General features: G+C 43.0%; 17 protein-coding genes. 8 read left to right on the top strand and 9 right to left on the bottom strand.

What is annotated here, in order from left to right:
- Positions 1-162: 162 nt before the first annotated feature.
- The 5 genes from QE404_RS04980 (at position 163) to QE404_RS04960 (ending at position 6,038) form a co-directional block, all read left to right on the top strand.
- Positions 163-2,535 carry a TonB-dependent receptor gene (locus QE404_RS04980; protein ID WP_307447304.1) on the top strand — a complete coding sequence of 791 codons (2,373 nt, stop codon included), beginning with the start codon at positions 163-165 and terminating at the stop codon, positions 2,533-2,535.
- A gap of 15 nt (positions 2,536-2,550) precedes the next feature.
- A complete protein-coding gene (locus tag QE404_RS04975) occupies positions 2,551-3,261 on the top strand; it encodes a hypothetical protein (protein ID WP_307447302.1) in 711 nt (236 codons plus the stop codon).
- 599 nt (positions 3,262-3,860) lie between these two features.
- Entirely contained in the window at positions 3,861-4,667 is an 807-nt protein-coding gene (locus QE404_RS04970) for a histidine phosphatase family protein (protein WP_307447299.1), read from the top strand.
- Positions 4,668-4,835: 168 nt separating this feature from the next.
- Positions 4,836-5,195, top strand: coding sequence for a helix-turn-helix domain-containing protein (locus QE404_RS04965; RefSeq protein ID WP_307447296.1), 360 nt, complete (start codon positions 4,836-4,838; stop codon positions 5,193-5,195).
- 69 nt (positions 5,196-5,264) lie between these two features.
- The gene (locus QE404_RS04960; protein ID WP_307447291.1) at positions 5,265-6,038 is read left to right on the top strand and encodes an SDR family oxidoreductase; all 774 of its coding nucleotides are present in this window, start codon (positions 5,265-5,267) and stop codon (positions 6,036-6,038) included.
- A gap of 314 nt (positions 6,039-6,352) precedes the next feature.
- Here the strand turns inward: QE404_RS04960 and arsB are convergent, their stop codons facing one another.
- The 5 genes from arsB to QE404_RS04935 all read right to left on the bottom strand — a co-directional run bounded on the left by arsB (position 6,353) and on the right by QE404_RS04935 (position 9,393).
- Positions 6,353-7,378 carry an ACR3 family arsenite efflux transporter gene (arsB, locus tag QE404_RS04955; protein ID WP_307447288.1) on the bottom strand — a complete coding sequence of 342 codons (1,026 nt, stop codon included), beginning with the start codon at positions 7,376-7,378 and terminating at the stop codon, positions 6,353-6,355.
- Positions 7,363-7,986 carry a protein-tyrosine-phosphatase gene (locus tag QE404_RS04950; RefSeq protein WP_307447285.1) on the bottom strand — a complete coding sequence of 208 codons (624 nt, stop codon included), beginning with the start codon at positions 7,984-7,986 and terminating at the stop codon, positions 7,363-7,365. Before QE404_RS04950 ends, arsB begins: the two co-directional genes overlap by 16 nt.
- 26 nt (positions 7,987-8,012) lie before the next feature.
- Positions 8,013-8,504: a GNAT family N-acetyltransferase gene (locus QE404_RS04945; protein ID WP_307447283.1), complete on the bottom strand. Its 492-nt coding sequence runs from the start codon at positions 8,502-8,504 to the stop codon at positions 8,013-8,015.
- 11 nt (positions 8,505-8,515) lie between these two features.
- Positions 8,516-8,980: a DUF6428 family protein gene (locus QE404_RS04940; RefSeq protein ID WP_307447280.1), complete on the bottom strand. Its 465-nt coding sequence runs from the start codon at positions 8,978-8,980 to the stop codon at positions 8,516-8,518.
- A gap of 83 nt (positions 8,981-9,063) precedes the next feature.
- Positions 9,064-9,393 carry an ArsR/SmtB family transcription factor gene (locus QE404_RS04935; protein WP_307447277.1) on the bottom strand — a complete coding sequence of 110 codons (330 nt, stop codon included), beginning with the start codon at positions 9,391-9,393 and terminating at the stop codon, positions 9,064-9,066.
- Positions 9,394-10,004: 611 nt separating this feature from the next.
- Between QE404_RS04935 and QE404_RS04930 the strand changes: the two genes are divergently transcribed.
- The 3 genes from QE404_RS04930 to QE404_RS04920 all read left to right on the top strand — a co-directional run bounded on the left by QE404_RS04930 (position 10,005) and on the right by QE404_RS04920 (position 13,155).
- Entirely contained in the window at positions 10,005-10,265 is a 261-nt protein-coding gene (locus QE404_RS04930; protein WP_307447274.1) for a hypothetical protein, read from the top strand.
- A 217-nt stretch (positions 10,266-10,482) separates the two neighbouring features.
- Positions 10,483-10,887, top strand: a complete 405-nt coding sequence (locus QE404_RS04925; protein WP_307447272.1) for an aegerolysin family protein — start codon at positions 10,483-10,485, stop codon at positions 10,885-10,887.
- Positions 10,888-10,944: 57 nt separating this feature from the next.
- On the top strand, positions 10,945-13,155 hold the full coding sequence (locus QE404_RS04920; protein WP_307447269.1) for a hypothetical protein: 2,211 nt from the start codon (positions 10,945-10,947) through the stop codon (positions 13,153-13,155).
- A 59-nt stretch (positions 13,156-13,214) separates the two neighbouring features.
- Here the strand turns inward: QE404_RS04920 and QE404_RS04915 are convergent, their stop codons facing one another.
- The 4 genes from QE404_RS04915 to QE404_RS04900 form a co-directional block, all read right to left on the bottom strand.
- Positions 13,215-13,748, bottom strand: coding sequence for a hypothetical protein (locus QE404_RS04915; RefSeq protein ID WP_307447266.1), 534 nt, complete (start codon positions 13,746-13,748; stop codon positions 13,215-13,217).
- Positions 13,749-14,072: 324 nt separating this feature from the next.
- A complete protein-coding gene (locus QE404_RS04910; protein ID WP_307453736.1) occupies positions 14,073-15,203 on the bottom strand; it encodes an FAD-dependent oxidoreductase in 1,131 nt (376 codons plus the stop codon).
- A 24-nt stretch (positions 15,204-15,227) separates the two neighbouring features.
- Positions 15,228-15,974, bottom strand: coding sequence for a helix-turn-helix domain-containing protein (locus QE404_RS04905; protein ID WP_307447257.1), 747 nt, complete (start codon positions 15,972-15,974; stop codon positions 15,228-15,230).
- Positions 15,975-16,177: 203 nt separating this feature from the next.
- Complete coding sequence (locus tag QE404_RS04900) at positions 16,178-18,706, bottom strand: fibronectin type III domain-containing protein (protein ID WP_307447255.1); 2,529 nt, start codon at positions 18,704-18,706, stop codon at positions 16,178-16,180.
- Positions 18,707-18,830: the final 124 nt, after the last annotated feature.

The following is an 18,830-nucleotide window of genomic DNA, read 5'->3' as shown; positions in this document are numbered from 1 at the left end:
AATAATTGGTCTAAATAAATTTAATAAAACACTTCATGACTCAACCCAAAAGGAATTGAAGTTCCATGTAAGCATCCACCTCATCACAAAATATTTTGAACGATATAAGTCTCACTGATTCCTCTCCATAAAAGAGAATAAGGAATGTATATTTTATAAATTATGATGAAACGTTTAATCTTTTTGATTTCTTTTTTGTGCTTTTCATTTTTTATTGCACAGACCAACACCGGATCGATCTCCGGAACCATTACCTCAGTTGATAACGAACCCTTGGAACTTGTTTCCGTTTCACTTGTAGATCAGGATAGAAATACCATCACTGATATTCATGGAAATTTCAAGTTTTCTGATATTACACCCGGGAATTATATTGTTAAAATCCAGATGTTGGGGCTTAAAGAGCAGCAAATCCCCGTTCAAGTAAAGCAGGATGAGGATACCGCAATCAAATACCAGCTGTCCAAAGAAAATATTCAGGTATTACAGGAAGTAAGAATTGTGGGCAATACACCTAAAATCACAAGGAAAGAAAGTCCTTATGTTGCAAAATTACCTATAAAATACCTTGAAAATCCACAGGTATACAATACCGTCCCTAAAGAGCTGATCACTCAGCAAATGGCCGTTGACCTGGGAAGTGTTTCCAAAAATGTTCCCGGAGCCGGGATTCCGGTGATAGCCAATCAGGGAAGGGTAACCTTTCGTTCCCGGGGTTTTGAAACCGAGCCTAATGCAAGAAATGGTGTTGCCGGAGCCGCATTTTCATTTTTAGACAATGCCAATCTGGAAAGGATAGAAGCTATTAAAGGCCCTTCCACTACCCTTTTCGGGACACAAGTGTCAAGCAGCTATGGAGGATTATACAACAGGGTTACTAAAAAACCATACAACGGAAAAGGAGGAGAAGTAAGCTATACGGGCGGAAGCTGGAATTTCAACAGGCTTACTTTTGACGCCAATACTCCGATTAACGCAGATAAAACAGCACTGTTCAGGCTGAACGGAGCGACAACATTTGAAAAAAGTTTCCAGGATACTGGCTTTACAAACAGCCTGGCCCTTGCTCCAAGCTTTTCCTATCAGATCAATGACAGGTTAGCCTTATTAGTGGATGTTGAATTCGGGATTGCAAAGGGAACTTCGGTAGTCCGTTTTAATCCTTACACAAAAAGCAACAAAATCCAGTCTATTGCCGATATGAATTTCCCTTACAACAAAACATTTTTGGGAGACGATATCACCTACTCTACCCAGATGATGAACATCTTCGGGCAATTGAATTATAAAATATCATCCCAATGGACTTCCCAAACCATATTCTCCAGGGCAAGATCTACCATCAACGGCTATATTACCGCTCTGAACGGCCGCTCTGATACCACATTACAGCCGAGTGTGATTGTAGGAAATACCAATTTTATTGCAACTGATCTTCAGCAGAATTTTATCGGAGATTTTTATATCGGCAAGTTCCGGAACAGAATGGTTTTCGGACTGGATTACTACAACAATTTCAACAGTTTCGACAGGACTACCGTCAATGCACCCGTGGTTGATTTTGTGAATACGCCAAGCACCTACAGGGTGACAAGAGATATGCTGGACAACCTTACCAATACCGGTACGCCGAGAAAAGAAAAAAGCAGCGATAACACATATGCGGCCTATATTTCTGATGTATTTGATATTACTGACCGGCTGAAAATAATGGGAAGCCTCCGCGTCGATAATTTCCATTACAAAGGAGTCTATAACATCCTTACAGGCCAGACCGCCGGAGGACTCAGTGTAAGCGGGCTGCAGGCCGGGCCTTACACACAGACGGCACTGTCTCATAAATCAGGTTTGGTTTACGAAGTTGTGAAAGATAAAGTATCACTTTTCGGAAACTACTTAAACGGGTTCTTTAATATCAGCGGAGTGGATAAGAATGGAAATAATTTCGTTCCCCAAAGAGGAAATCAGCTGGAATTCGGAGCTAAAGCAGATCTGTTCAACCACAAACTTGTAGGAACCGTGAGTTACTATGACATTAACGTTGACCATGTGTTGAGGACAGATCCGGATGATGCCAATTTCTCCATCCAGGACGGCTCTCAGTACAGCAAAGGTGTAGAGGTGGATATTACAGCCAATCCTGTTGCGGGCCTGAATATCATTGTAGGATATGCGTACAATGACAGTAAATTTACAGAATCGGATGCTTCTGTTCTGAATTTACGCCCTGCTGCTTCAGGGCCTCAGAATATGTATAATTTCTGGGTAAGCTACAGCTTTGTAAAAGGAAAATTAAGTGGCTTAGGCGCTGGTTTCGGCGGAAATATCGGAAGCATGTCTTACCAGACCAATACGCAGACCGCAAAAGTAATTATCCCGTCATACAAAATGTTTGATGCCAGTGTTTTCTATGACCGACCGAAATACAGGCTGGGTCTGAAGATTGACAATATCACAAGCGAGAGAGCATGGTCTGTACGATTAACGCCTCAGGCTCCTATCAGATATTTAGCCAGCATTGCTTTAAAATTTTAAATACTCTTTAACCGCATGCATAAACTTTTTTATCTTGTTTTGTTCCTGTTTCTCGGTAATCTGGTTTATGCTGACGGATACTGGCTGGAACTGGAGGGTTCCGGAAAAAAGGGCGACCTGCTCGCTATAAAAATCCGGTACGGAGGAGTGAGTGACAGTAAAGAAAGATATATCAAAAGTGGCCATGACCTTGACAAAATGAAAGGCTTTACCTTGACCGTCATTGATCCGGATGGTAAAACAACGGATATTTCTATCCGGCAGGAAAAAGATTACTGGCTGGGCAGCTATATCCCTAAAATGGACGGAACCTATCATATTTATGCGGTTAACAATCAGCTGCCCGTTGTCGAAAGAGACGAACAGAAAAACAATATCAGGCCCGTTCAATACCTGCATACGGTTTATGTAATCGCCAAAAACACAGAACAGCCTATTAAAATGCCGTATCTAAATGTAGAGGTAAAAATCAAACACAAATTGGCAACCGTTTTTGCCAGTATTGATGGCAGACCTGTAAAAAAAGATACGCCGTTGCGGGTTTTCCTGCCGGACAATCACGATATCAGAATTAATACTGATGAAAACGGAACAGCATCCTTTCCGTTGGCCTCCAGAGGCAGGTATCTGATCAGACTGGATCAATACATTCCGCATGAGGATGTGTTTGAAGGCAAACAATACTTTTCAGAAAGACACAGGTGTGACTATAGCCTTACATACTAAACGATACAGAGACTGCCCCGGAAGGCAGTCTTTTTTTATTCTTTACACCAATGATTTTAAAAGAATTTTTCTTTGAATATGCATGATCAGCTTCATTTTTAAAATCTGAAATGCATGGTTATAGTCTGCCTAGGCCCTTCAATACCATTCTTTAAACTGTTGAAAGATTACTGGTCCAACCCCAATTTACCTGATCACTGTATCTTTCGGAATATTAACATTCCCCGGCTGTTTAAGAGTAAAATTCAACTACATCTTACGATACTTGAAAAACAGAATTTTTTACAATACATCACCTAATGGATAGTAAATTTTTGCATCCAATGCATTGATTTACCGGTTTTAATCTATATTAATTGATTTTGCTAATTATTGTTTGCGAATCTGACTGAAATCCGATAATATTGAATCGCTTCTTAATGAAGCAATGAAGATAACAGACACAACTATAATGAATAGGATTCCTAAGATATAATCTGTCTGAATTGTATGGAGGTTAAATGAATCAAATTATGCAAAACCCTTCAAAGAATAAGTATTCCGATCATGATCCTTATTGCTCATAGCAAACCATCAATCTATAACTAATTATTGAAAATATGAAAAAATTACAGTTCATTCCCACACTTCTTTTTATGATGTTTCACACCTGCTTATTTGCCCAGTCTCAAAAGGCTGCAAAACCCGCTAAAGACAATACCGTTGTATTCTATTTTGTACGCCATGGAAAAACCATCCTCAACACCATGGACCGCGTACAGGGATGGGCAGATGCGCCATTAACCCCTGAGGGAATCAAAGGAGCAAAAGATCTTGCCAAGGGGCTCAGGAGTGAAAAAATCAATTTCAAAGCAGCCTATTCCAGCGATCTGGGACGTGCACGACAAACAGCCCGTCTGGTTCTTGATACGAAAGGGCAGCAAGATATATCCGTTCATGAAGTACCCGACTTACGGGAGACCTGCTTTGGCAGTTATGAAGGTGGCGAGAATACAAAAATGTGGACAGACGCAGCATTATACCTCCATTACAAATCATCCGCAGAGCTGTTCGAAGCGCTAAAGACGAAACATGAAAGTATCGAAAATGTAATGGCCGCTTTTAAGGCCCTCGAAACATTGGGCATAGCAGAAGATTACGACCAGGTTAAATCAAGAGGTCAGCATGCCATTCTTGAGATAGCGCAAAAAGAGCAGAACAATGGGGGTGGTAATATCCTGGTTGTAGGGCATGGCATGTCCCTGGTGATATTCTTGTCAGATCTGGATAGTTCGGGTAAGAAAACCACAGGTGGCCTCATGGCTAACGCAGCCGTATCCAAAGTAACCTATAAAAATGGCAGGTTTACGGTGGAAACCTTTGGCGATGTCAGTTACATTCAGAAGGGGGAGAAAATTGCAGACTAAATTCTGCAACAGGATTAATATGCTTTAATGGATTAATTGACCAGGAATCAACGGCGATCATTCGTACTGTAGAAATTTTAACGTCTGATTCAGGATTTATATCAATCTGAAACATGTATTTTAAACTTTAAAATGTATATTTAGCTTTACATTACAGACATAAAATCAATGACCCGGCCATCTGACATTACGGAATCTTTTGTGATCCTAATTGAGAAGCATCTTGATGATTTAACAAATTCAAAAGAAGAAACCATGTTTGAAATCGAAAAGTTTGCCGAGCTGTTGTGCATCCATCCTACGCATTTAAGCAATACCATTAAACAGGTAACAGGGGAAACACCTTGCGGCATCTATCAGATGAAAATACTGGAAACGGCGAAGAAACTGCTTTCCGATGAGAATTTAGCCATTAAGGAGATCGCCTATATCCTGTCCTATGATCCGTCACAGTTCACCAAATGGTTCAAGCGGTTTACCGGTGAGACCCCGAAGTCTTACCGACGGTCTATTGCCGAAAAAATTTGAAATACTGAAATCATGACCATTTTTTCTGGTCCGGCCGATATACCTTTGCCTTAAAATACCATTCAAATTATGGATCTAAAGAAAAAATCGGTTCTGATTACCGGCGGCAGCGACGGTATTGGAAAAGGCCTGGCTATCCGGTTCCTTAAATCCGGCAGCAAAGTACTGGTTACCGGAAGAAACAGGGAGAAACTGGACAAACTTGCCCTGGAAAATCCGGGCTTACATACTGTCGTTAATGATATCGGCAAGGCAGAGGAGCGCGAATTGCTGGCAAAATACGTAAAAGATCAGTTCAGTGATCTCAATTTACTGATCAACAATGCTGGTATCCAACGCAGAATTGCCCTCGCTGAGGATCATTCGCCCTGGGATGAAAGGCAGCAGGAAATAGATATTTTGTTATCTGCTCCCATTCACCTGAATGACCTGCTGATACCGCACATCCTGAAAAATGATCAGCCCGGCATGATCATCAATATTACTTCAGGCGGAGCATATATACCCCAGGTGTTCGCGCCGGTCTACAGTGCCTGTAAGGCAGCACTCCATAGCTATACCCTAACACTGGCACATGCATTGTCCAGGACGAAATGTAAGGTTGTTGAACTCATTCCGCCCGCAGTGCAGACGGCCTTAGCAGGACCGGGGTTACGTCACGGCGTGCCCCTTGAAGAATTTTGTGACCACGTTTTTGAAGAAATAACCAACGGAAAAAATACCACAATCGGCTTTGGCCCTACAGGTCATTTAAAAGTGGAAATTTCCGGCCGCCCCGTTGATGATTTACTTGCTGAAAGTGCAGAGAGATTCCCGGTGAAGACTTACAGCGATTTTTACTGAACTGCACAACAGGAAATGTTGTATAGAAAAGTTTTTTTAAATGAAAAAGTAGCACAGCAACAGAAAATGACTCTGCTACAAACTTTGCCGGAATTGAGTGTATTCAAAATCAAATCTTTTAACTTGAATTTACATTACTCAGTGGGCAGCCTGAAGAATGAACCGGACCAGATTCTGTTTAAATAGGGGTAACGAAATCTGTTATGGTGAAAAATGGAAAGGTCTTTAAAAATGCTAATCTTTATATTATCTTGAAAACTGACGGGCTGTCAGGTACCAACAGCACCATTTTAAGATCAAATACTTCAACCGCATTAATACCTTTCTTTTAACCATAAGCTCACCTTTACCAATACGATCAGCACCGGAACTTCGATCAGCGGTCCGATGATGCCCACAAATGCCTGCTGGGAATGAATACCGAAAACAGCGATGGACACAGCGATCGCCAATTCAAAATTATTTCCTGTGGCAGTAAATGATATGGATGTGTTCTTATCATAAGGGATCTTCAGGGATTTATTGACCATGAACGATACAAAGAACATAAGTATGAAATAAATACTTAACGGTACGGCTACCTTAAGCACATCCATAGGCAATTCCAGGATCTGGTTCCCTTTCATACTGAACATGATGACAATGGTAAAAAGCAGAGCATACAGGGTAATAGGTGATATCCCGGGAATAAATCTCCTCCTGTACCATTCGCTGCCTTTTGATCTGATGAGGAAATAACGGCTCATAAAACCTGCCAGGAAAGGAATGCCCAAATAGATCAATACGCTTTCGGTTATCTCTTCTACAGACACCCTGATATTGAAATCTGTCAGTCCTAATTTTCGCGGCAATACATTAATGAACAGCCAGACCAAAAAACTGTAGGCAAGGACCTGGAAGATACTGTTCAAAGCGACCAGGAGCGCAGCATATTCGTGGTCGCCTTTTGCCAGATCGTTCCAGACAATGACCATGGCGATACATCTGGCAAGACCAATCAATATCAGGCCTGTCATATAACCGGGTTCATCCCGTAAAAACAGGACAGCCAGCCCGAACATGAGCATTGTACCAACTACCCAATTGAGCAGCAGCGATATACCGATTGATTTTTTATCCTTTAGCACATCCGGCAGGAGCGTGTAATCGACTTTCGCCAGCGGCGGATACATCATCAGGATCAGCCCTGCGGCCAATGGAATATTGGTAGTTCCTACGGAAAGGCTGTTGGCGAGTCCTGAGATCTCCGGAAAGAGATAGCCCAATCCTATCCCTGCCGCAATGGCAAGGAAGATCCATAAAGTCAGGTAGCGGTCGGTAAATTTCAGTCTTTGCTGCATGGGTTATTTTTAACGGAGGAAAAAACGTGGAACATTTCCGATGCGATCTGTAAGCTCCTTTCTGCGTATACTTCAGATTGCCATTGGGTGTGGTCTGAACTTTTAGGGTCTTCAAAAGTTAACGGTATCCTTTCCTGGGCTCCTGCAATAAAAGGACAGCCTTCGTCTGCCTGGGAACAGGTAAGCACAGCGGCAAACCCCGATACAGGATTGAAAGGACTGTCATATTTTTTAGAAAACCCGATGACAGGTAAAGCATTGTCTGCATACTTTATAGCATATACAGCATTGTCTGCGGACGTGATTTTAAAAACCTTGAATCCCTGACCGGTTAATGTTTCCGCGACTTTAGGAAATAAAGCCGTTTCCTCCGTACCGCCGGAGTAGCAGTAGACATCGCGAATGCCGTAATGTGATGCTGCTGCCTGTGCCCATACCTGCGCCAAATGGCTTCTGCGTGAATTATGGGTGCAGATGAAAGTAAGGATCACGTCCTCCCGGATGTTTAGTTTTTGCTGTATAAAGCGGACCAAAGGCTCCAATACAGTTTTACGTTCTTCTTTAACGTCCTGTAATTGTGCTATGGTTTCTGATAATGCTGGATACATGATTATTTTTTTGATTGAATACCTGTTTAGTCTGTCCCGACTATTTTGCTTCTGCGTTCCATGAATACCGTATCTTTCCAGATACCGTTTTTCTTTGCTATCCGCTCCCGGTAGCCTACTTGCCTGAAACCGCATTTCTCGTGCAGCCTGATGCTGCCTTTGTTCTCTGAAAATATACCGGATTGCAGCGTCCATATTCCGTTGGCTTCACTCTGCCCAATCAACTCATTCAATAGCAGAGTACCTATCCCCTTTCCTCTTTCTTCCTCTGCAATGTAAATGCTTACTTCAGCAACTCCTGCATATACAGATCTGCCAGAGGCCGGTGTTAATGCGGCCCATCCCAGAATCTTGTCGTTTTCGCTTACGGCAATCCTGCAAAAGGCAAGATGGCCCCTGTCCCACTCTTCCCACGACGGCACTTCGTTTTGAAAGGTAGCAATCCCGGTAGCCAGTCCCTGTCTGTAGATTTCCGCTACTTCGGAAAAATGGTCTTGGGTAATAGTCTTTATTTCCATAGGAATGGGGTTTAGCAGCAACCGGAATCCGGATTGCAGCGGGGTTTACTCAGGTCTGATAATTTGACCCTTTGTTTTTCCGCAGGAATACCGCAGGCATCCCCGGCCAGGCAGGCCGTCTGCCTGTTTTTCAGCAGGAAATTCTTCCCGTTGAATTCCAGATCATATTTCCCGATTGTCTCGGTCTGGTATTCCACTTCTATCCCAGCATCTTCGATGCCCAGCTTTTGTTCAGACAGCTGAATGATGTTCAGGAGTTTACCAGGTTTTAGACGGTGCTCGAAATCGTCAGCGTTCCACAACTGGAAATTGACGGCTTTTTCAGTTCTGATTTTGCCTCCGCAGTCTATGAAATGTTTGGTTACCATGCACACTTCTGTCACATGGAAATGCTCCGGAACATACATTCCGTTCTCCAGCTGGAACTCAACATGATCCAGGGTGGGCAGAATCGCTTTGATTTGTGATAATGTCATACGCATTCAGATGATGATTATTGATTATATTTTAATGATATGTCATATTGCAATATAACGATATTAAAGCTTAAAAAAAGCGTTTAACAGCATTGATTCACCTTCACATCCTGATTGAAAAAGACATTGAATTCATCCTGGATCCCTTTCCAGACTTTTTCGTCAATGCAATAGCAAACAGATTTACCTTCAATAGACCCTTTGATGATGCCCAGGTTTTTCAGCTCCTTCAGATGCTGTGATATGGTAGCCTGTGCCAATCCCAGTTCTTCCACAAGGTCATTGCAGATACATGCCTTCTGGCTGATAATATACTGAAGGATGGCGATCCTGGCGGGATGCCCTAAAACTTTAAGGAGCGAAGCCAGCTTATTCTGCCCGTCCGTATAAATTTCTGTTTTAGTAATTCCCATAATGAATATTTTAATATCGCAATATTACGATATTAAATTTATATAAGCAAATGTTGCGGTTGCAATTTCAAGGCTATTTTCATGTGGTCAGAGGCAATTTAAGCATCCATACAATTCATTTCTGTACCCGAAACAATAAGAACTCTTATTGTTCGATGAAAAAGGTTTGAAACATGATCTACAATTAGAAAAATACCTGACCGGGCCGCTTCAGAGCAATATTGATATGGTTTGACACCTTAGATCTGATATTGATATGCCTGCAATATTAAATATTCTTTATTTTATTTTTAAGAAAAATAAAATTTTAAAGAGTTTATATCTTATAAACAAAAAAAATATCTAAATTTGAATCATCACGATCTGCTGGTTGAAGACACCATAGCAAGATCAATAATCAGAGCCAGGGAACGAGCTGCTATTTTATCCGTTGACATATGCAGCTGTACCTCAATTCTAAATAATGATACAGAATATTTAAAACTACGGTTTAAAGACGGGCTGACCACCCGAAATGATATCAAAACCAAATGGTAAAGCTTACACCACTGACCAATGGTTTTGCCTGTAAAAATTATATTTACAGAAATATTTATAAAAACTAACCACCCATGAAAACAACCCATTTAAGCCTCCCTATTTCCAATAGGTGCATCTGGGGTCCTGTGAGAACAATTCAACAGGAAATTCCCGCAGCAACTAAACTTCCGGAAATCAATAGTAATCCTGTTGCAACCGGCCTTTATTTTCACCATACAATATTCGACTGCTTGTCTATTCCGGACCAATATAGCCCTGTTCTGCTGTATGATAGTATTTACAGGTGCTGTCTGAAAAGTCCGACAGTCGCTTTCCTTAACCATTACAACTGATAATTTTCATAGCAGACCTCTCAGGCCCGGCAAATTCCGGGACTTTAGCATGGCAGCCTAAGGAAAAATTCAGATTACTGCATCATCGCTTCTTTTAGGCGTTGAAGATCGCTCACAGACTAAAAAAATAATTTACATACAGTGGAGCAGCCCCCACTTAAAAAAACGGATTAACATTCCTGAAAAACAAAAACAGGAATTAAAACATTACAAAATTATGGCATACGCACAATGGATTGAAGTTAAGATCGTATCAGAAAATATGACCTTACAAGTAAAAAATGCAACCTTACAATGGGGCAAATTCTATCAGGAGGGTGATAAGGATAAAGAAATCAGCACTGATGACATCAATAAGATTACCGTGGATTCAGGCAAAAGTGCCTCAATCTGCTCATGCGGAAGGTCAGACGCCTCTTCCGGCACGCAGGGAAGCTTCGAGCTGTATAACGGGGATACCAAGATCGGGAAATTTGTATGGGAGTGCCCGTGGGGTAAAAAAGACAATAGCTTCAGCTGGACCCAGGATGCCAGTGACAAATCTTATTATTCGAACAGGGAGGGCGGCAATAAAAACTCCGGTGCCATTGGTAATGTAACCATCAGCTGTATCAAACTCTAGGCCCCTGCAAAAGCAATCAATTGAATCTATTTTCTAAAACTAATAACAATAATAATCATGAGTAATATAAAAAGTACAAACGGAACAATCAATCCTTTTTACGCTGTTGAGATCGGAAGCATTGTAAAAAGTGATACAGGCCGTTTCTTCACCTCCGTCATAAAAGGAGATATCACCAAGATGGTTCCGGACAAAGAGGTTAAACAAACCATGACCGGAGGCAGCTCCTATGTCTATACAGACCGCCTGAACCAGGGTTCTATAGGTGTATCGGGATCATATGGTATTTCCGGGCTTGCAAGTATTAACGCAGGTTTATCCGTGTATGCAGGTAATTCAGCGGCAGAACTGACGAAAAAGGTAGCCGTTAATTATAATGTACAAATGCTTTCCGGGGTAGAATACATTAATTTCAATGATTTAAAAGCAGAGGACTTAATTAATTCGCTTCAGGCAAATCCCAAGCAGATGGCATTGCAGGCATTGGACAATTATAATGCTTTGATGAAAAAATTAGGAACAGATAATCTTTTAACCGTTATGCAGTCACCGGATGCTCATCCGGAAATTGTGAGCCTGGTCAATGCATGGGTTAAATCTGTCCAGCTTTTCTTTCAAAAACACGGTGATGGGATGGTAGTAGGCGTAGTTTGGGGAGGCATGGGTACCGTGTCTCTTGAAATGATCAGCTCATCAGGTGAAAGCAGCTGGAAGTATGGTGGCAAAGGAAACTTTACCTATTCAGGAGTCGGAAAGGCGATTACTGTAGAAGCGGCTTATGACGGAAGTAATTCCCGCAGGGAATCAACCGTGAATGTGACCACATCTTCCTGGTCAAGCGGCGGATGCGTGCAGCAACAGATTGCTGCGTGGAGCCAGGTGGTAGAAGGCAAGGCATTCAGTGACATCAGTTCAATCAGCCTGTTGGAAAAAGCGCCGCCGGTAAGCTCAGTAGCGAATGCACCCAAAATACCCGAATTCAAAACACCGGAAAAGGACCCGAAAGTGACCGAAAAGGTAAACGAAATAAAGAACCTGACTAATCTGGATGCACTGGCAAAGACCTCCGCCTTTGAGGAAGCTAAAAAGAAGGAAAAAGACCTGACCTTAGAGGAGTTTTTGAAACGCTCAGAGAAGAAGGCAGATCCGAAACCGGTTGATGACCTTAAAAAAGAAGTTGCAAACAACAACCTTGATGTCCTGAAAAGAAATGATGCTCTGAAAACGTTAGTGCCCGACAACGAACTCATGGTAATGAGGCCATCAGGGGCTGCTCTTGCTAAAGAAAAAGTCCAGTTGGGGAAAAAGGACGACAACTATACCGTGCTTGGGGTATGGATCAGCAACTGGCCGGACCTGTTCCCGTGGATGGCCACCGGATACCTGAATGCCATAGATGACCTGAGTTCCACACAGGAACTGCTGAAAAAACAATCCATGATCCAGGATTTCCTTTCACTGGGCAAAACATATTATATGCTGGATGCCAGCGGAATATCCGCTTCCAATTTTAAAATGTCCCCGTTCAACCAGATTGCGGCATCGTTCAGCCAGCAGGCAGGATATATCAGGGATAATTTTGATGATGAAAGTGTTATTGAGAACGCTTATAACCAGCTAAGCACAGATGCCCAGAAAATTTATACAAAATGGAATGAAATCAAGTTCCTGCGCAGTGCAGAACTGGGATTGGGTGTATTGTATAAAGGAGAAAAATCCATTACAAACGATATTGTAAAAACAGAATTTAACTCCGGATATACCAATGTATGGTACAAGACTGAGGACTGTTCTTTTTTACCGAATAATTACAGTGCCTTCAGTGGATTTTTAAAAGTACTTCCGTTCTTAACGCCTTCCGGGGATATTTATGCTTTCGGTCCTTCTCAGATGGTTTTGAATCAGATCAATAGCGATGGGGCAAAATTTTCTAAAAACCCGTTAATTGCAGCAAAATTCGAAGTGGATATGGAGAAGCGTGTATTGAAAAAGGGAGATGTTGTTCTGTATCCGGTAAAATTCAGTGCGGCTAAAGATATCTCATCTACATGGCAAGGCCAGAGTATCAGTACCAATATCGCATCCATTAAAAATATTAATGAGCACCTTGAGAATGCGGTGAAAAAAATGAAAGACCTGAACGTGTACAGTTTCAGCAGCAGCAGCTGGCAGCCGGACTGGACGCCTGAAGACTACTACAGCATCAATTCCATTAAAAAGCAATATATTGGAATTGTGGATGAGCTGCACAATGTGTTTGGCAATTGATACCCGGTATTAATTAAACAATACAATCATCAGGAGAATGATCTTTCTTCTGATGGTTTTTAATTGGTATCAAGCAGATCTGTTATTTTTTCCTTTGCATCCGGCTCCTGCTGTTCATATTTTTTATTAAGGATCAAATAGGAACCTCGCTGGTCTGAGCATGAATGAGTAAAATGGTCGGAATCGAAGAAAAAAACGGCAAAGTACTGATATACGGAAAGCCGCTTGTTCCTTCCCTTGCCTTCTTTGCCCAGTTTATCAGCAGTTGGTCTTGCGGTAAAAAAGAATGATGCCAGGGGATTTTCTCTGAGAATGGACAACCCAATGGATGCACAGGTCACAAGAACCTTTTTTGCAACGGCAGGTCCTACGTTGGCAATCCGGTCAAATTTATCGTCAGTTTCACTACTTTCTTCCAGACAGAACTGAAGGACATAAACATGGCGCTCATATTCCTCAAAGGTAGCCAGATAGCGTGTGCCGCCAGCATTAAATTTATAGACATGCACTGCTTTAAAATAATGGTCCGGATCATTGGCCTTCAGGACTTCATAAAATTCAACCGGATAGAATGGCAGTTCAGAAAGCGACATAAGAACGGTTTGAATCGTTAAGCATTGGATTAGTTTGTTATAAATATACAAAAAAAGATATGCTGAACCGGAATTAGCATCCAATAGAATTTTAAAAGTGGTAAATCACTTTCCCATGCAGCTTTTTGCCTACTCTCCTCTACCAGTGATTACTTTCTGATGATGCAAATTTTTAGCAAAAAAGAAACAATAAAATCCTAGTGAGGGCCTCTATACAGACTATCCAAAAACCTTTCTGAAAGCATTAGCGGAAAAAGAGCTGATGCCAATGGCTTCCATAGGATCAAAGTCACTCCTTCACTGCCCGGATGTATTCTTTTAGAACTACCTTTTATCCCTCAGCCTTTCATCAAATTCCTTTTCGGAATGTACACTTTCTTCTGCCTTCGCGCCATCTTCCTGTGCTTTTGATGCATAGATAAACATCTTTTCTTCATAGGCCTGTATGGCTGCATCAATGTTTATGAACGATTCATCCAGAAGGTTTTCAGACAGGTACAAGGCATCCAGAAGACCGATGTTCACTCCAATACCCGAAAATGGAGGCATTACATGGGCCGCATCTCCTATCAGCGTGATGTTATGGTGAGGCTTCCAGTGTTCGGGATGCAGCCGCCGCATCGGCAGCAGGGTGTATTCATCCGTTGCCTTAAACAGCTCGTGGTATACCTGATTCCAGTTTACAAACAGGCTGCTCAGGAACAAAATGGTTTCCTGACGGTCATTAAAGTTGATCCCGCTTTCCCCGATCCAGTGTTCAGGTTTCCGGAAGGAGATGTAGTAGGTTAACGCTCCGTCGGATTTGGTCTGGGAAAAGAAAAAGATGCATTCTGCATTGGCTGCCATATTTCCGGATCCGCACAGCAGTTTAAATTCCGGGCATTGAAAATCCGGCTGCCGGACCTCACCCTGGATCACAATGGTTCCGGTATATTGCGGAATGGCATCCGTCACCAGTTTCCGGACATTGCTCATTCCTCCGTTGGCACCTACTACCAGATCGGCATAGGCTGTATCGCCGTTTTCAAAATGCAGAAAAAAGGTTCCGTTGGACTGTTGTTCCAGGGAAATCAATCTGCGGTCCCAGCAGACCGTCCCGGGATCCAGGTGTTCCAGAAGCATTTTTCGCAAATCATTCCGGTCTATTTCCGGCCGGTCGTAGAGATGGCCCTCTGCCGGATAATCTTCAAGCAGCAGGGTGCCGTGTTGATCAACCGAGCGTTCTCCCGTTGGCCTGGAATACCTGTAAAATTCGTCTAAAAGCCCCGCTTTTTCCAGAGCGAGCTGGCCGTAATCGTGATGGATGTCCAGGGTACCGCCTTTAATGCGCGTATGTTGATCCTTATCCCGTTCATACACACTGATATCTGCCCCGGATTGCTGCAATAATCTTGCGAATGTAAGGCCTACCGGGCCTGCCCCGATAACGGCTACTTTTTTATGTTGTAAAACCATAACATCTTTTTAGTTATGGCAAAATTATTTCAGATGACGTCCTGAAAATTGAATAAATCGGTCATTTTCGTTCTTGGAAAGCTCTTTGGGCGAGACGCCGGATAATTTCCTGACTTCCCGGATGAAATGCGCCTGGTCTGAGAAATTCTGTTCCGGATACAGCCTTCCCTCTTTCAGCTGGCGGTAAGAAGACCTGAAACGCAGAAAATTACAATAGGATTTAAGGGAAACCCCAAACTGGCGGTTAAAATACCGGTTGATCTGCCGGCTGCTCCAGCCTGTTTTTAAAGATATTTCAGAGACCGTAACAGAACCATTGGATTCGTACACGAGCTTAAACAGCTGCCTTTTCCTGGTATCGGTTACCGCCGGGATCAGATGCCTGATTTTTTGGGTGGCCTTTTCAATCAGGCGGACGGTATCATCCAGGTCGTCCTCACAGAACCCCCAGAAGTCCTTAGGCAAACCCTGTGCAGAATCCACAAGGTCCGCAATGGGATGCCCGAAAATATATTCCGAAGCCATAAGTGTGAAGCTGATTCCAAACATTCTGGTGACCGGCATTTCGATATCGGCTTCAAACCTGGTTCCCAATCCTACTAAGGAAACTTCAAACTCCCGGCCCTCCTCTTTTGATAAGATCAGTTCAAAATAGGCATCCGGAACTACAGTGACTACAGACCCGTTCACCGCATTTTCCACCGTCCAGTAACAGCTGACAAAATCGCTGATATCCGGATCGGGCTGATAATAAATGGCTGTAAAGCTCATGGAGTAGATTCAAATGCTCTGTAAAAATACGCAATTCGGCATATACCTGTTCTGAAAATCAGCGTAAGGAATGCAGTTTCCGATATCAGGATTTTTTTCAGGAATATTTTTTTTGCTCAAAATTTTTACATTAGCCAATACATCTTTTTGATACCACAAAAAAGGGTGGCCTTTTGGGCCACCCTCAGAAAAAATCTAAAAATTTACTTTTTAATGGTTTTAATGCTTTTTGTTGTTCCGTCATTCATTTCGATAATGATGGTATAGAAACCGGCGTTGAGGTCTCTGAGTTGAAGCACGGAACCCGGACGGGCAATCTTCTTGATGATTCTGCCGGAAGCGTCTACCACAAGGACATTTTTCGCTTCTGCTGTACCGGAGATATTCAGCACGTCTGTAAACGGATTCGGATATAGGCTGATACCGTTTTTATGGCCTGAAATATCAGAGGTACTCAGAGAGGCAGGCTCCCAGTTGACATCGTCCCAATAAATGTTTGGTGAAGTGGTTTGCGCAGGCATTCTCACAGCTACCCTTGCATTAGCAGGAACAGAAGTCGGGAAAGGGACAATGGTGTCTGGACCATAGGATGTATTCGTGATATTCAATGTGTTCACTAATGTAAACGTACTTTCATCCGCAGGATTCGTCATGTACCCGATTTCCAGAACGGCGGCAAGGCTTGCTCTCACCTTAAACCTCAGCTGATATCCTGAGTTGATCGTGCTGAACGGCGGCAGTATCACAATATTGGTTTGTCCCGGGATACTGTTGCTCTGGTATAAATTCCTGCTTCCGGATGCCGGAGTTGTAGAATTGATTGCCTGTGTGGCAGCACTTCCGGCAACCAGCCTGTTCCAGCAAGATGGGACAATGGCTGCTATGGAATACGATTCAAAACCTTCTGTCATGGTTGCCACTGCGTTGCATAAAGTAGTCAGGGTAACAGCAGGAGACCATTCGCTCTTATCTGTTGAGCTGCATACTGACCGTACCCATACATTGTAAGTGGTTGCTGATGACAACGTCAATGAAACCGATGTACTGGTAGTGATTCCGGACGGAACAGTGGTAGCGGTAGGCGCTGTACTGTTGTCTGCATAGTAATATTCGTAACCACCTGCAGGCGCAACAATAGGTGCGGTCCAGCTAACAGTGGCCGAAGTCTGGGTGACATTGGACGCTACTAAAGAATATGGGAACAGACAAGAAGGCGAAGGGGCCCATCTTACATCATCCCAATAAATGGTTCCCGCGGTAGCCTGTGGAGGCATTCTTACCGCCACCCTTGCACTGGCAGGAACGGAAGTAGGAAAAGGAATAGTAGAGGCATTTCCATATGAAGTATTCGTTATATTGAGGGTTTGCACCACAACAAAACTACTGGCATCAAACGGATTGGTCAGATATCCGATGTCTAATACAGACGGTTGGGTTGCGCGCACTTTAAGTGACAGCTGATAACCTGCATTTACGGTATTTAATGGTGGAAGTGTTACGATATTCACCTGACCTGCCGTATTGTTGTACTGGGAGATATTCCTGGTTCCAGATGCAGGTGTTGATGAGCTGATGCTTTGTGTGACATTGGCTCCGATAAGTATTTTATCCCAACAGGTCGGTACGATAGATCCCGTGCTGTAGGAATCGAAGTTTTCCATGATGGTATCCACGGTATTGCATAAGGTCGTGAAGGTACCCATAGGAGACCATCCGCTTTTATCGCTGGTTGTACAGAGCGAGCGCACCCAGATGTAATAGGTGGTTCCGGCAGTAAGGCCGCCGATGGAAACGTTTAAGGCAGTCGTAGAATTGGAAGGTACCGTAGTACTGGTAGGCGGCGTGTTGCTGGTGGAATAATAATATTCATATCCATTGGCCGGTACGGGAGCCGGAGCTGTGATCTGGATGTCTGCAGACGAAGATGTTGCGCCTGTCTGGGCTACACTGGAAGGAGCCAGGCAGGTAGGAGGAGTCCACGTATAGGTAAGTCCGTTAGCTGGTAATCCCGGTGTTGCACTGGCAAAACTGAATGCCTGTGATGAACTGTTGGAGGTTCCTGCGGTAGAACTGCCGAAGCTTACCGTGTTTGAATTCAGCCGGTTGTTGAAATCAGTATTGGTAGATCCGCGGAGGCCTATCTGTCTCGAACCTGTATTGGTAAGCGTACCTAATGCGATACCGCAATCGTTGTAGACTGTGGTTATTTTATTGGTCGTTTCTTCGAGCCTGATCTGGAAGCTGATTTTAGCAATGTTGGTGGTACTTAAATTGTAAAATGGCCTCCATTCCTTAAACTGGATCACAAAAACCCTGTTGGGAGCCGATCCTACGGTTTCATACCTCAGCTCGCTGCCGATGGCACCAGATACAAAACTGGCATTAAGGTCACCGCCGAATGCTGAGACGGCTCCGGCAAACTGGTTGGTGGAACTCAGCGGAACCGTATTAAAGGTTTGAGGCAGGTTTGACCCGAAGGTTATAAATCCGTTACTGTTGATCGTCAGTCCGGAATAGAAAACACCATTAAAATTGAAGTAGAACGGAATGGTTCCGGTAGGCAGCGTCCAGTTCTGGGAATCAAAATCATTGGCTGTGGACGCTGTGGCCAGCACGGTACCTCCCGTGATGGGCGTATAGGTCCCCGAAGTCTGGGTAAACGTATAAGCGTTCACCTGCGCCTGGGCAATTCCTGTTGCCAGGAAGAGGCAAAAGAATAATAGTTTTTTCATTCATGAAAAGTTTAAAAGTTAAGTACCAAATGTATTTAAAATAATTAATATTTACTAAAATAAAAGTCAATTAAATACAAAATTACCAATTTAAGTAACAATTATTTTACAAATATTCAAAAAT

The organism is Chryseobacterium camelliae (genome assembly GCF_030818575.1).
In the GTDB taxonomy this organism is placed as follows: Bacteria; Bacteroidota; Bacteroidia; order Flavobacteriales; family Weeksellaceae; genus Chryseobacterium; species Chryseobacterium camelliae_A.
This window is presented reverse-complemented; position numbering and strand designations above follow the sequence as displayed.

What these genes read in the sequence shown, in the direction of transcription:
- QE404_RS04980 (WP_307447304.1), top strand. Translation starts at nt 163, where the DNA reads ATGATGAAACGTTTAATCTTTTTGATTTCTTTTTTGTGCTTTTCATTT.
- QE404_RS04975 (WP_307447302.1), top strand. Translation starts at nt 2,551, where the DNA reads ATGCATAAACTTTTTTATCTTGTTTTGTTCCTGTTTCTCGGTAATCTG.
- QE404_RS04970 (WP_307447299.1), top strand. Translation starts at nt 3,861, where the DNA reads ATGAAAAAATTACAGTTCATTCCCACACTTCTTTTTATGATGTTTCAC.
- QE404_RS04965 (WP_307447296.1), top strand. Translation starts at nt 4,836, where the DNA reads ATGACCCGGCCATCTGACATTACGGAATCTTTTGTGATCCTAATTGAG.
- QE404_RS04960 (WP_307447291.1), top strand. Translation starts at nt 5,265, where the DNA reads ATGGATCTAAAGAAAAAATCGGTTCTGATTACCGGCGGCAGCGACGGT.
- arsB (WP_307447288.1), bottom strand. Translation starts at nt 7,378, where the DNA reads ATGCAGCAAAGACTGAAATTTACCGACCGCTACCTGACTTTATGGATC.
- QE404_RS04950 (WP_307447285.1), bottom strand. Translation starts at nt 7,986, where the DNA reads ATGTATCCAGCATTATCAGAAACCATAGCACAATTACAGGACGTTAAA.
- QE404_RS04945 (WP_307447283.1), bottom strand. Translation starts at nt 8,504, where the DNA reads ATGGAAATAAAGACTATTACCCAAGACCATTTTTCCGAAGTAGCGGAA.
- QE404_RS04940 (WP_307447280.1), bottom strand. Translation starts at nt 8,980, where the DNA reads ATGACATTATCACAAATCAAAGCGATTCTGCCCACCCTGGATCATGTT.
- QE404_RS04935 (WP_307447277.1), bottom strand. Translation starts at nt 9,393, where the DNA reads ATGGGAATTACTAAAACAGAAATTTATACGGACGGGCAGAATAAGCTG.
- QE404_RS04930 (WP_307447274.1), top strand. Translation starts at nt 10,005, where the DNA reads ATGAAAACAACCCATTTAAGCCTCCCTATTTCCAATAGGTGCATCTGG.
- QE404_RS04925 (WP_307447272.1), top strand. Translation starts at nt 10,483, where the DNA reads ATGGCATACGCACAATGGATTGAAGTTAAGATCGTATCAGAAAATATG.
- QE404_RS04920 (WP_307447269.1), top strand. Translation starts at nt 10,945, where the DNA reads ATGAGTAATATAAAAAGTACAAACGGAACAATCAATCCTTTTTACGCT.
- QE404_RS04915 (WP_307447266.1), bottom strand. Translation starts at nt 13,748, where the DNA reads ATGTCGCTTTCTGAACTGCCATTCTATCCGGTTGAATTTTATGAAGTC.
- QE404_RS04910 (WP_307453736.1), bottom strand. Translation starts at nt 15,203, where the DNA reads ATGGTTTTACAACATAAAAAAGTAGCCGTTATCGGGGCAGGCCCGGTA.
- QE404_RS04905 (WP_307447257.1), bottom strand. Translation starts at nt 15,974, where the DNA reads ATGAGCTTTACAGCCATTTATTATCAGCCCGATCCGGATATCAGCGAT.
- QE404_RS04900 (WP_307447255.1), bottom strand. Translation starts at nt 18,706, where the DNA reads ATGAAAAAACTATTATTCTTTTGCCTCTTCCTGGCAACAGGAATTGCC.